Origin of the sequence: Streptomyces nigrescens (genome assembly GCF_027626975.1) — a bacterium.
Classification (GTDB): Bacteria; Actinomycetota; Actinomycetes; order Streptomycetales; family Streptomycetaceae; genus Streptomyces; species Streptomyces nigrescens.
The window spans coordinates 95,493-108,262 of record NZ_CP114203.1; the positions used below are offsets into that span (position 1 = coordinate 95,493).

At 66.8% G+C, this 12,770-nt stretch carries 11 protein-coding genes and 3 pseudogenes; 8 read left to right on the forward strand and 6 right to left on the reverse strand.

Annotation, left to right across the window (positions count from 1 at the left end):
* Positions 1 to 30 precede the first annotated feature (30 nt).
* The 3 genes from STRNI_RS00490 (at position 31) to STRNI_RS00500 (ending at position 2,862) form a co-directional block, all read left to right on the forward strand.
* Positions 31 to 183 carry a DUF6131 family protein gene (locus STRNI_RS00490; RefSeq protein ID WP_266449534.1) on the forward strand — a complete coding sequence of 51 codons (153 nt, stop codon included), beginning with the start codon at positions 31 to 33 and terminating at the stop codon, positions 181 to 183.
* 167 nt (positions 184 to 350) lie between these two features.
* On the forward strand, positions 351 to 800 hold the full coding sequence (locus tag STRNI_RS00495) for a hypothetical protein (protein ID WP_266449531.1): 450 nt from the start codon (positions 351 to 353) through the stop codon (positions 798 to 800).
* A gap of 988 nt (positions 801 to 1,788) precedes the next feature.
* The gene (locus STRNI_RS00500) at positions 1,789 to 2,862 is read left to right on the forward strand and encodes a PP2C family protein-serine/threonine phosphatase (RefSeq protein WP_266449528.1); all 1,074 of its coding nucleotides are present in this window, start codon (positions 1,789 to 1,791) and stop codon (positions 2,860 to 2,862) included.
* Positions 2,863 to 3,076: 214 nt separating this feature from the next.
* Here STRNI_RS00500 and STRNI_RS41470 read toward each other — a convergent pair.
* The 6 genes and pseudogenes from STRNI_RS41470 to STRNI_RS41260 form a co-directional block, all read right to left on the reverse strand.
* Positions 3,077 to 3,316, reverse strand: a pseudogene (locus STRNI_RS41470) (hypothetical protein); the annotation flags it as partial.
* Positions 3,317 to 3,348: 32 nt separating this feature from the next.
* Positions 3,349 to 3,822 carry a hypothetical protein gene (locus STRNI_RS00510; protein WP_266449526.1) on the reverse strand — a complete coding sequence of 158 codons (474 nt, stop codon included), beginning with the start codon at positions 3,820 to 3,822 and terminating at the stop codon, positions 3,349 to 3,351.
* Between the two features lie 37 nt (positions 3,823 to 3,859).
* Positions 3,860 to 4,420, reverse strand: a complete 561-nt coding sequence (locus tag STRNI_RS00515) for a hypothetical protein (protein ID WP_266449523.1) — start codon at positions 4,418 to 4,420, stop codon at positions 3,860 to 3,862.
* Between the two features lie 13 nt (positions 4,421 to 4,433).
* Positions 4,434 to 5,255, reverse strand: coding sequence for an IS5 family transposase (locus STRNI_RS00520; RefSeq protein ID WP_338149695.1), 822 nt, complete (start codon positions 5,253 to 5,255; stop codon positions 4,434 to 4,436).
* A 77-nt stretch (positions 5,256 to 5,332) separates the two neighbouring features.
* Positions 5,333 to 5,809, reverse strand: a complete 477-nt coding sequence (locus tag STRNI_RS41255) for a universal stress protein (protein ID WP_323182534.1) — start codon at positions 5,807 to 5,809, stop codon at positions 5,333 to 5,335.
* A 48-nt stretch (positions 5,810 to 5,857) separates the two neighbouring features.
* A pseudogene (locus STRNI_RS41260) lies at positions 5,858 to 6,220 on the reverse strand (universal stress protein); the annotation flags it as partial.
* Between the two features lie 320 nt (positions 6,221 to 6,540).
* On the opposite strand from STRNI_RS41260, the pseudogene kdpB reads away from it, so the two are divergent.
* The 5 genes and pseudogenes from kdpB to STRNI_RS00550 form a co-directional block, all read left to right on the forward strand.
* A pseudogene (gene kdpB, locus STRNI_RS00530) lies at positions 6,541 to 8,214 on the forward strand (potassium-transporting ATPase subunit KdpB); the annotation flags it as partial.
* A 538-nt stretch (positions 8,215 to 8,752) separates the two neighbouring features.
* The gene (locus tag STRNI_RS00535) at positions 8,753 to 9,082 is read left to right on the forward strand and encodes a hypothetical protein (protein WP_266449514.1); all 330 of its coding nucleotides are present in this window, start codon (positions 8,753 to 8,755) and stop codon (positions 9,080 to 9,082) included.
* Positions 9,079 to 10,170: a WXG100 family type VII secretion target gene (locus STRNI_RS00540; protein WP_266449511.1), complete on the forward strand. Its 1,092-nt coding sequence runs from the start codon at positions 9,079 to 9,081 to the stop codon at positions 10,168 to 10,170. Before STRNI_RS00535 ends, STRNI_RS00540 begins: the two co-directional genes overlap by 4 nt.
* The gene (locus STRNI_RS00545; protein WP_277410282.1) at positions 10,167 to 11,573 is read left to right on the forward strand and encodes a hypothetical protein; all 1,407 of its coding nucleotides are present in this window, start codon (positions 10,167 to 10,169) and stop codon (positions 11,571 to 11,573) included. Before STRNI_RS00540 ends, STRNI_RS00545 begins: the two co-directional genes overlap by 4 nt.
* 394 nt (positions 11,574 to 11,967) lie before the next feature.
* A complete protein-coding gene (locus tag STRNI_RS00550) occupies positions 11,968 to 12,501 on the forward strand; it encodes a DUF1648 domain-containing protein (RefSeq protein ID WP_266449505.1) in 534 nt (177 codons plus the stop codon).
* Positions 12,502 to 12,770: the final 269 nt, after the last annotated feature.

Genomic DNA, 12,770 nt, shown 5'->3' on the forward strand with positions numbered 1-12,770 from the left:
AGGGAACATTTATACGAGATCGGAGCTGTCATGGTCGGTCTCGGCATCGTTCTCCTGGTCATCGGATTCGTGACGGGCATCGCCATCCTGTGGACCATCGGCATCGTGCTCGTGGCGATCGGCGCCATTCTGTGGCTCCTCGGCGCGATGGGGCACGCCGTCGCGGGGCGAAAGCACTACTAGGGCGCGTCCGATGGGTCAGTGCGGCGACGGTCACGGCACTGGCCAATTTCCGTTGCATGGGTATCACTCACACGAGGGGACTCGGCGAGGCCCGCGACTAGGCGGCGCCCAGCGGGACAGATCGGAGACGGCCCCCACAACCGCAGGGGCCACGAGGAGGGGATTCCATGGTCATCAAGAAATCCGCTTATATGCGCTTCGCGTTGACGGTCGTCGCAACCGCGACGCTCTCCACAATCGCGACCGCGCCCGCCCATGCATACGACACGATCACCATCCAGGATGTAATCCAGTGGGATGGAGAAGACCTGCTTTTCCAGGGCTACGCCACCTGTGACGGGTACGGATACGCCACGATCAATGGAACGGTGTCGCAGGGGGAGGTAATCGGGAACCCCGGCACCCCAGTGCCCGTGGGCGGCACACCAACCAACATGCTGGAATGCGACGGGAGGAGCCACTTCTGGAAGATGTACGTCAAGCCTCGGGCAGGTGAATATCAGGACGGCGACGCCAAGGCAACGGCCACCATGACCCACACGAACGGCATGTTCCTCCGCGAGGTGAATAAGACCGTCCGCATTGAAGATGCGAGCCAGTGCGAGGATATGTGCTGACCGCGCGCGTGAGCTGACTCAGGAGTCACCGAGAGGGTGGCCACCGCACGATCTTCGTTTGTCCACACACCAACCGATGATCACGCGGTGGCTGTACCCGTTCCCGGCCGGGTACAGCCACAAGATCGCGAAGTCGGACTGGAGTACTAGCGACAGCGGCTCCCCGCCGTCGGCGGCAGCCGCAGCAGACCATGCCGAAGATCTCCGACCGTGCGCGAAACGACGGCGCACCACGAACGGCGACGCCAGGGGAACGGCATCACCGTCATTCTGGGCACGCTCCTCGATGGGGAAGCACGGCCGTGCCCAGTACGACCTCGCGGGGGTCGGCGTAGTTCGCAGTCGCCCGCCCAAGGGAGTAACGGATCTTGGATCGCCGGCAAGGCAGGGGGGCCAGGCATGGAGCACCCCTGAACCCCGGACGGACCCCGGCCACCTCGAACGTGCAGGCTGCGCCGTGCACCCGATGCTCGTTGCACACGCACAAGGTGTTTTCTACACCGGCGGCGGGGCATGGGCTGTGCTGCGCCCTCACAGCTTCGAACGCCGCTTCGGGCCCCAGAGGATGAAACAGGAGCAGGACTGGCTGGTGAAGACGGTTTCAGGGCTGCTGGTCTCCTGCGGCTGGAGTCAGATCCGGACCTGCACTACCGCTGAATGCCTAGTGGCACCCCGTGTCGGCGTCGGAACGGCCCTGACACTGCTCGCCATCGATCTGGTCTACGTGCCAGCGGGCAAGGTGCGCCGCAGTCACGCGCTTGACGCCGTCATCGAAGCGGGCTGGCTTGTTGCCTGGTGGCGGTGCAGGGGCTCACGGGTATGGCAGAGGGACGCGTGAGGATCGGGATCGGGTCCTGCTCGCGTCCCCGAAGCTGAGGGCGGCGACGGCAGGCAGGCGGCTGAGCTGTGGGCGGTGTACATAGGAGGTGTGCGTCTGCGGCAGCCGTCATCGGTTTTCCGTCGGTCGTGGCGACCCCGTCATGTGCTGGTGGCGTTCCCCGTCGGCCTGATCGTGGTCGTCGTGGTGGTCGACATCCTCGCCCCGCCCGACGTCCACCTCGGTCCCTTGCTGGTCGCGGCCCCGGCGATGGCGGCCGCTCTCGGCGGGGCCAGGCTCGTGGCGTCGATCGGGGCCCTCGCCGTGGTGGCCCAACTGATCATCGCTCTGGTGCGCCGCGGGTGGATCACGCTCAACCACGAGATGCAGATCCTCGCCCTTGTGGTCGTCACGGCGGTCATCATGATCTTCTGCCGGCTGCGCGAGCGCCAGCAGCGGCAGCTGACACAGGTGCGCTCGGTGTCCGAGGCGGCACAGCGCGTGCTGCTGCGCCCGCTCCCCCGCTGCATCGGTCCACTCAAGGTCGCCTCCGTCTACCTGGCCGCCGAGGCCGAGGCGCACATCGGCGGCGACCTCTACGCCGCCGCCCGGACCGACGACGGGACCCGTCTGGTCATCGGCGACGTGCGCGGCAAGGGGCTGAGCTCCATCAGCGACGCCGCAGTACTCCTCGGTGCATTCCGTGAAGCGGCCCACCAACACGCCACCCTTGCCGAACTCACCCGCTACCTGGAAGGAAGCGTCAGCCGTGGCCTCGCCGAGCTCACCGAGACCGACCATGACGCCGACGAGGACTTCGTCACCGCCGCCGTCCTCGACATCCCCGACGACGAGCCCGTGATCCATCTGGTCGACTGCGGGCACCCCCCGCCTCTGCTCATTCGCCACCGCCAGGTCACACCGCTTGAGGTCCGCCAGCCCGAACCACCGCTGGGCCTCGGCGAATTCACCGACACCGGCTACCGCGTCGAAACCTTCCCCTTCGAGGCCGGCGACCTCCTGCTGCTCTACACCGACGGCGTCATCGAGGCCCGCGATCGCGCAGGCGCCTTCTACCCGCTCACCGAGCGGGTCGCATCGTGGGAGGGGGACGGCCCCGAGGCGCTCCTGCGACACATCCGCGATGACCTGCTCGCCCACAGCGACGGCAGCCTGGGCGACGACGCAGCCATGATCGCACTCTCGCGCACCCCCGCATCCTCGACGGCACCGGCAGGCAAGTGAGCCGGAGCGCATCCTGCTGCCGCGTCGGATCCGAAACCGCAGTCTCGCAGTCGGCCTGTCCTGAGATTGAGGAGATCTCCAGAGGCAGACTGAGCTGGCCCGTGGACGCGGGCGACCCGGCCGCCGTCAGTCGGCGGAAAGGGCCTGGATTGGACAGGTCGCGGGCGCCGTCATCGACGGTCACCATGCCAACGAGCCGGTGACCGTCGATGACGGGCAGGCGACGGACCTTGTGACGAGCCATCGTCGCGAAGATCTCGTCGACCGCCTTGAGCTTGTCGTCGGTGCCGCAGATCGGAAGCGCCCCCACTCCCAGATCAGTGAGCGCGGGCGGCAATCCATCCGATGCACTCCGCGCCGGGGGCATGATGTCGCGTGCTACAGGCGGGACCTCGGCCGCTACGCGTCTTCGGTCCGTATGGCGCCCGGGCACACCATGTGCCCGGGGCGGCATTCCGCCAGTTGCCCAGGCGCAGGCACCGGCCCTTACTCGGCGAGCAGGCGGTTGAAGAAGGACCGGTAATGGCGCAGTGCCATGCGCAGGCCCTCGGTGTCGACTTGCTCGCCGCGATTCCACTGTTCTTCCAGCGCCTTCTTGTGGTCGGCGAACGTCGTGGCAAGGCTCTGCATGACCTCTGCGACCAGGGCGTCGGCGCTCTGCACGGCTTCGCGCGGTTCATCCACGAACCTGCTTTGGACCTCTTGCCAGCGGCTGCGGAATCCGTCGGCGTCCTCTGCCGAAAGAAGCTGCGGAGCCTCCTCCTCAACGGTGCCCGCACTCTCGGGGGCAGGAGTGGAGGTTTCCGTTTGTGTCGGAGTGGACTCGCCAGGGAAGGTGGGCGCCTCGGCGGCGGGTGATGTTCCTCCCGCGTCTGGAGGGGCCTTGGGGGGCTGGGCCAGATCTTCGGTGGTCAGGCCCCTCTGCTCGGGGCCGGGGGCGGGTTCTCGGTCGCGTTGCATTTCTCCATCCTTTGGGTGCTGTGGTGGGGGTGTGCGTTCAGGCAGGGGCGCGTTCGCGTCCGCCGCCGTCGGAGAGCAGTTCGTCGAAAAGGGCGCGGTAGTGCACCATGGCGCCCCGCAGTTGCTCAGTGGTGGCCTTGTGCTGGGTACTGAGCGCATCGACCTCGTGGGCGGCGCGGTAGTGCTCCAGTGTGCGTCCGTGCTCGACGGAGAGGTCCTTGAGCTGCTGCTCAAAGCCTTCGGTCGGGTAGCCCCGCTCGTGCATCAGCGACGTCACCAGCCGGTCTGCGTCATGCACAGCTTCTTCCGGGCGGTCGACGAACTCCTCCTGCACTCCGCCCCAGTCGCGGCTGTAACGCTCACGGCTACTGCTGGGCAGGGGCTTGATGTCCAGCGAATCATGACGCTTTTCGCGTGATCTCAGCTCTCGCTCGCCGGCCAGCCGACTGTCGGCGTCCTCAACGGTGCGTTCGTACTCCGGCCCGAAGCGTTCACGCAGGTGGCGACGGCGGCCCACGAAAAGCGTGATCCCGACGGCGAGCAGAGCAACCACCACCACGATGGGAATGATGATCGCCAGAAGTGTGCCTGTTGACATCGGGCAAACCTCCCTACAAAGGCGGCTCTGCTCTCAGCTTAGAACCGGGGAATGTGGTTGACCGGGCAACAGAGCTGCGTGAAGAGTGCAGGATACGGAGCATGGACCGCCTTGTCTGGGATTGTGCACCGGATGCCACGCCGACGCAGATAGGTGCGGTTCTTGCGGGAGGCGTACGCTTTGTCGGCCGTACCCGCCGGGGACGAACGCGCGGTCTGCCCGACCCCAGCCGCGCGACCCGGATGCACCCCAGGACGACCTCGAACTGCGGGGACTCGCCGCGCTGCCCGGCCGTAATCACGATCGACATGGGCTTCTGGCTCTGCTCGACAGCCAGATGCAGCTTGGTGGCCAGGCCGCCGCGTGAGCGTCCGAGCCTGTGATCGGCCGGCTCGCCGGCGACACCGCCGGGCGGGCTCCTTCTACAAGTCCCCCTTTCCCGCGCCCCGGCGGCGTGCTGGTGGGCCCGGCACACTGTGCAGTCGACGTTGATGTCCCACGTGATCAGACACTTTGTGTCGGCCTGGGCCTGCAGCTCGGCGAGGATGCGTTTCCAGGTGCCATTGCGCTGCCAGCGGCGGAACAGGTCGTACACCCGGCCCCAGGGCCCATACCGTTCCGGCACGTTCCGCCACGGCGCCCCGGTGCGTGTTCGCCACCGTACGCCGTCGATCGGTTGCCGCCGGGTCCATACCGGCGGCCGTCCCGGTTTCTTGCCGGTCGGCAACAACGGTTCCAGCCGGGCCCATTGCGCATCCGTCAGGTCTCCACGCCACACGAAGCGGATCTTCGCACCCCGAAGATCCGCTTCCGATACACGTCCTGGGGCAGACACCCCCTAGGGAGCGTCTTGTCGATCACTCGTCGAGCCAGATCAGGGTGCCGGCGAGGTAGCGGTCGGGGTGTTCCTGGTCAGGGGCCGGAGCGCACCACGGTGACCGGGCAGTGGGCGTGATGGAGGGCGGCCTGGCTGACCGATCCCAGCATCAGGCCGGTAAACCCGCCGTGTCCGCGTGAACCGACCACCATCAGCTGGGCATCCGCGCTCGCTTCGATCAGTGTCGGGCGGGTGCGTCCGCGGACCAGGCAGGGCCGGACGGTTACGCCGGGGTACTGCTCGCGGTGGTGTGCCAGGGCCTCGGTCAGCACTCGCTCTTCCTGCTGCCGGAGGTGCTCCGCGTCGCCGACCAGGTCCACGATGTCCACCCGGCGCCCCAGAGCATGCTCGCCGTGGTCGGACCAGGTGCTCCAGGCGTGCAGCGCGACGAGGTCTGTGCCCCGCAGGGAGGCTTCCAAGAAGGCGAAGGCGATGGCGGGCTGTCCCCTAGGCGAGCCGTCGACAGCCACAAGGACCGGACCGACCGGGTCCTGCCTCCCTCGGGTGATCATCACTGGACAGTGGCTGTGCGCGCTCAGGTGCACGGCGGCGGAACCCAGGAGGAGCTCAGACAAGCCCCCGGAGCCTCGATGGCCCACGACGATGAGCTGCGCGGTGCGAGACTGAGCTTGCAGGACCGCCACTGTCTCACCGGCGATCACGGCGTGGCTGACGTGCAGGCCCGCAGCCCGGCTCCGGGCGCGTTCCAGGGCTTCAGTCACGATCCGTTCGATCGATTCGTGCAGGGCGCCCGTGGGAGGTCCCAGCGGTGACGAGTCAGACGGTACGTGCATGGCGGGCCAGAGGAACGCGTGGACAACGCGCAGTTCCGCGTCTCGCAGCTGTGCTTCTTGAGCCGCAACGTCCACCGCGGCCAAGGCGAATGGCGAGCCGTCCACACCCACGACCACCGGCCCATTCATCGTCTGCTTCTCCCGTCAGGAGCCTCCGGTGCGATCCCATCAACCAGGACTGTCGCCGTGCTGTCTCTTTCCAGCTTCCCCCCAGCCCTCGCCGTCCGCTACAGGGCACCCGATGGTCCTCGGCCGCCCTGCGCGCCCCGCCCGCTGAACATCTCAGCCGCCGGGGGTGCGCGACGCCGCAGGGCAGCCTCCCCCGCTACAGAAGGGCAGCCTCGGGGAGATCGAAGTGGACGGTGACAGCACCAGTTCACCAAAGAGGGCGAAGGCGGTGGTGTCGGCACGCCCCAGACGGCCGGGTCCACCGCGGTGAAGACCGGCCGGGCGAGGCGATCCCCGCAGACGGCGATGTGGTCGACGGTGTCGCCGCGGTCGATGAATCGGCGGTCACCGGGGAATCCGCACCCGTCATCCGAGAATGCGGCGGCGACCGCTCCGGGGTCACCGGCGGAACCACCGTGCTGTCCGACCGCCTCGTCGTACGCATCACCTCCCGCCCCGGACAGTCCTTCCTGGACCGGATGATCGCGCTGGTCGAGGGCGCGACCCGGCAGCGGACCCCCAACGAGATCGCGCTGCACATCCTGCTCGCCGCGCTCACCATCGTCTTCATCCTCGTCGTGGTCACCGTGCAGCCGATGGCCGCCTACGCCGGCGCGGCCCAGTCGACGACGGTGCTCGTCGCCCTCCTCGTCACCCTGATCCCGACGACGATCGGCGCACTGCTCTCCGCGATCGGTATCGCCGGCATGGACCGCCTCGTCCAGCGCAACGTCCTGGCCATGTCGGGCCGCGCGGTCGAGGCCGCCGGCGACATCAACACCCTGCTGCTCGACAAGACCGGCACCATCACCCTCGGCAACCGCGAGGCCGTCGCCTTCGTCCCCCTCCCGGACACCGACGAACTCCAGCTCGCGGACGCCGCCCAGCTCTCCTCACTCGCCGACGAGACCCCCGAAGGCCGCTCCGTCGTCGTCCTCGCCAAGAACACATACGGGCTACGTGCGCCCGCCGAAGGGGAGCTCCACCACGCCGAGTACGTCGACTTCAGCGCGCAGACCAGGATGAGCGGCGTCGACCTGCGCTGGGCGGACGGATCCGGTTGCGCAATCCGCAAAGGCGCGGCCGCCCAGGTCATCAAGTGGGTGACGGGGCACGGAGGTGAAGTGCCCGCCGAGGCCCGCATGTTCACCGATGCGATCGCCGCGTCCGGCGGCACCCCGCTGCTGGTCGCTGTGCACGACCCATACGGGGCGCGGGTGCTCGGCGTGATCCATCTGAAGGACGTCGTCAAGGACGGCATTCGCGAGCGCTTCGCCGAGCTGCGCCGGATGGGCATCCGTACGGTGATGGTCACCGGCGACAACTCACTCACGGCGAAGGCCATCGCCCAGGAAGCAGGCGTCGACGACTACCTCGCCGAAGCCACCCCCGGAGGACAAACTCGCCCTGATCACCTAGGAACAACAGGGCGGCAAGCTGGTCGCGATGACCGGCGACGGCACCAACGACGCCCCGGCCCTCGCCCAAGCGGACGTCAGCGTCGCCATGAACACCGGAACCTCGGCCGCCAAGGAAGCCGGGAACATGGTCGACCTGGACTCCAACCCGACCAAACTCATCGAGATCGTCGAGATCGGCAAGCAACTCCTCATCACCCGGGGTGCGTTGACCACCTTCTCGATCACCAACGACGTCGCCAAATACTTCGCGATCATCCCGGCCATGTTCACCGGTGCCTACCCGGGCCTGTCCGACCTCAACATCATGGGCCTGCACAGCCCGACCTCCGCCATCACCTCCGCAATCATCTTCAACGCGCTCATCATCATCGCCCTGATCCCGCTCGCCCTGCGCGGTGTCCGCTACACCCCCGCCTCCGCCCATGACCTGCTGCGCCGCAACCTCACCGCTACGGGCTCGGCGGCCTAATCGCCCCCTTCATCGGCATCAAACTCATCGACCTGCTGATCTCGCAGATCCCGGGACTCGGCTGAGCACCGTCACCGGCCACCCGGTCGGTCCCTCGCCTGCCTCGGCGCCACAGAGCTCGACAGGCGTAGCCGGGACCGTACTCCAGTCGATGTGTGTGCAGCTGCATCCGGTAGACGCGGGCGTACGTGAGCGACGCCCGGCCTTTCGGCCGGCGTTTGGCCCACTGGAGCAGCGGAAAGTCGGTGCGGTGACCGTCGGTTGAGGACGATGGCGCGGATCGCGCTGTGGGGGACGGCTGTCCGCGGCGGCCCGCCCCGAAGCGCCCGTGCAGGCCGCCCGTAGACGCAGGGGAGTCCGACCGGTGGACGCCTGGGCGCGCAAGACGCGACGAACGGGACGGCGAAGTCACCCACCTTTCCGTGCCTCTCAACTCCCCCGGTATAAGGAATCCAACAAGAAGGCGACAAGAAACCTTCCGGCCACTGTCTCGGTGATCATCTTTCCTTACGCTCGACCAGTACGACGGTTCCTCACTGGTGTGAGGGTGCCAGAGCACGGCGTCATGCCGTCGGTCGTTTCGAGAGCAGTAAGGGGTGACTCATGTCCAAAAACGAGTCGTTAGTGGATGCGGCGGCTCTCGCCAGGCTGTCGAAGAGCTTCGAGAGCCACGGGTCGGACCTGGAGAGCTATATCAAGGAATTCCAGGGGAAGACTGACTCCGAGGTCATTCATGACGGATTCGGCGTCCTCACCGAATCCGAGGAGGTCACCTCCGCGTACATCGAGATGTCCACCGACATGGTGGAGACGCTGCACGAATTGCGAAGGCACCTCGACCAGATCAGCCAGGGGATGCGCCAGGTCCAGCAGAACTCCACCGCAACGGACGAGTCCCTGGCGACCGGTTTTGACCAGGGGCGTCACGCATGAGTGGGGACGAGTCCGTAGCGGAGCAGGTCTTCGAGGCCGGCCTGGAGATCATCAACCCTGGCGGCGATCCGGACACCCTCCGCTCGGCCGCCAAGGGCTGGCGGGACCTGCACGACAATCTCCAGTTCATGTTCCAGGCGCTGGACCGTGAGGTGCAGCGGACCCTGGATTCCGGGTGGCGAGGCTCGGCAGCCGATTCCTTCGCGGAACACTGGAAAAACCTCAACGCGGGGATGCATAAGACCTTGCCGCAATTGCCGCAGGCGGCACAAAGTCTCGACGAGGCAGCAGACGCCATCGAGGAGATCAACGACGAGATCCACAAGATCTACCTGGAGATAGGCATCTCCATTGGCATCTCGGTCGGCATGTCCTTCCTGACGATGGGATTCTCGGCGGCCGCGGGGGCCGCCCGAGCCGCCCAGCTCGCGACCAAGGCCGCCAAACTCGCGAAAACTCTCGGCACCATCCTCCAGAAAGTCGGCAGAGCCTTCCAGTGGATCTCCCGGATGGCGAAGGAACACCGTTTCCTCAAGAACGCGTTGGTCAACTGGACCAGCAACACCGGCGGTACCGTCATCACCAACGCCCTTACCGGGCAGGAGACCAACGTGGGCGACGCGGTCTGGCAAGGCGGCTTGGCCTCGCTCGCCGGTACGGGGCCGGGGATGCTCGCGACGGGTGGCATCAAAGCTCTGGGCAAGGGCGCTGGATTCGCCGGAGTGGCCGGAGATGTGGTGGGAGGCAGCGTCGGCAGCGTCGTCGGCGGTCTGGCCGTGGACGGCGTCAAAAGAGCCAACGGCGAGGATGTCGAGATGGGTTGGGATACCGTCGTCAACGCCGTTGCAGGCGGCGCGGGCGGGGCCGCCGTCCACGGCGTGAACACGCAGGTGCCATCCGGTCGGGGCCCGCACTTCCCGATTGAGGGTATTGCCCAAGGAATCAGCTACGGCGTCGGCGGAGCCATCGCCAAGCCAGTGCACGACGCCATCTGGCCGCCTGACGAGAAGCCGGCCGAGGCGAAGAGCGAAGCCGCCGACACGCCACAGGGCCCGAGGCAGGGGTCAGTGAAGGACGTTTTCGGGTGAGAGAGCGGGACCTTGGAACCGCTGCGGCATCGGTGCTGGCATGGGCCGGCGCCGCGGCATTCCTGATCTGTCTGCTGGTACGGAAGATCGCGCCATATCCGCGCTGGGATCTGCTGGCCTGTTTGGCGTTCTCCGCAGTGGCGTTCCTGGCGTGGTGGCTGCGAGCAACCGGACGGTGGCGTTCCCGGCTGGGAAGGGTCGTACCCGCAGCGCTCGGCCTGGCGACGGGCCGACAGTGGTGGCCACCGCTGCGCCTCGTCTACACGATCGTCGCGGCCTGCGCCTTGCCCGTCCCTTTCCTTCTACTGAGTTTTTCGACGGAGCAAAACTCCCCCCAACTGACCGCCATCACCCAGCGCGACTACCGCTACGCACCCGTCACGATCACGAAAATCCATCACACACACCAGAATTCATCCAAGACCGGCACGACGTACACCTCCGTGGTCGACGTCGAGGCACCGGGACAGGGCAAGCACGACAAGGCACTGCACCTGAAAGAGAAGGCGACCGCATATGACCGGTTGACAACCGGCGACCGGATAGGTGGGCTCTACGTCCCGGACGCCCCGTCCCTGGGAATCATCCTGACCCCCCGCCGGCACCTCGCCTCCCTCCTGGGAGGCCCGGCCTCACCAGGCGAGATGACTATCCTGACCATCTACAGCACCATCCCCATAGGCCTGTTCCTCATAGGCGCCAAGCCCAGGGCAAAACCGATGACTCCCGAGTCAGTGCTCGGCGACGCACCGGGGCGCAGGCTGCGAGTGCATATCGCCGATGGGGCCGCCGGGCTATGCCTCACGCCGCCCGATCCCAAGAAGGACTCCAGCGCCCCCGAGACCCAGCTCTCCCCCGCATTGCGTCTTTCGTCGCCCGAAGGCTGCCGCGACCTCTTCATCGATCGGTGCCTGGACCCTCAGGCCCTTGCAGGAGCCCTTGAAGGCCGGACCGGGTGGCTCTACTGGGCGCCGAAGGCGGAGAACCCAGCAGACTGGTGCGTCAGGGCCCTTCTCGTCCTCGACGACGACCGATACGTCTGCGGGCTGACGCCCTCAGGGAGTTCTGCGGACCTTTCTCAGGGCGAAGCGGTGGACCTGCCCCTCCCGGACGCCCGTCCGTTGCGCGCGGTGGGACCGTACGCACTGTGGCAGCCGGCCGTGCACGGACCGGGGATGTACGGCTTCGGCCTCGGCTTCCTCGCCATATGCCTGATCGTCGCGGGGGTCGACTACGACGGTGGGCCGCTGTTGAGCATGTGCTTCGTCACCGCCGCGGGAGGACCGGTGGCAGGTCTCCTGCTCATCCGGCATCGACGCACAGTCTACTTGCGGCGGTTGGCACGCGGGCCTGACGATGTGGATGAAAGCGTCCCGGCCCGCGATAACCATCGTCATCAGTAAGCGCGGTGACAGCGCCGCGGTGGGCGCGCGTGGAAGATGTTCCGGGTGAGGGAACGAGACCGCATGCTGGCGGCAGGCTTGGCAGTTGTCTGGGCCGGCATTGCCGGGTGTCTGATCGCACGTGAAGGCCGGCAAGAGCTCCAGGTATTGCGAGTCCGAGGTCACAGGCACTGCCGCGGCCGACGGCCGGTCCGTGATGCGGCAGTTGATGCTTCGGTCATGACACAGACGTGCCACACGTGGTGCCGGCTCCCTGGCGTCAGCTTTGTCGCGGCAGGCATCGGCTACGGAAACACCAGGGCCCTGGACGTCTGCCTAGCCACCGCCACGCTCCAGCCGGCCATCACCGGCAAAACGGTACCCACCCTTGCGTATTCGTCGGACAATCTGCCGCATGGTCTTGTCATCTCCCGTACGCCTGTGGCTCCTCCCCAACGCCGCTCTCCTGACCGCTCTGTCCGTCTGGGGCATCGTCCGCTATCCGCATCTGCCGAGCCGGATACCGCAGCACATCGGCACCGATGGGGTGGACGCCTGGACGAACCGGTCTATCGGTAGCGCCTTCGTCCTCGTATTCGTGCACATCGGCGTAACTGTTCTGCTGACCGCCTGCGCGGAGCTGACACTGCGGGTAACTCCAAGCACCGAACTCCCTGACAGCGTTGCGCCCTTCGGCAACGGGCTCGTGAGGTCGTCGCTCAACCGGCCTCGCACACGCGCCTCCGCCCTCTGGACCGCCCGGGCGTTGTTGACACTCAACGCCTGCGTGGGCATGTCGTTCCTGATCGGCTGCGCAGTCTTGTGGCGTTCGGCGCCGGAACCAGAGGTATCCGGCTGGCTGTTCACCGCGATGATCGCGCCGATCCTCGCCGGGACTGCTCTGACGGTGGCATCCACCGTTCGCGACCGCCGAGCACCTGCACACTGAGCTTCAAATGGTTTCCGCCCTGACCATCCGATGCGAAAGTTCACTCCCCTCACCTCAGTCCGTCCCGGGACAACAGCCTGTCGGCGCAGTGACCCCTCATGCACGCAGGCCCAAAGACCAGTTGACGTTGACGGCACAGTGCTCCCGTAGGTCATGCGGCACCAACGTGTATTGGCCAAGTGCTTGCGATGAGACGGGTGTTACCAACAGTGCCAATGATCCGCAGCTGGCGGCAAGGCACCCGGATGCGTCCCGCTGTGCAACGTGCG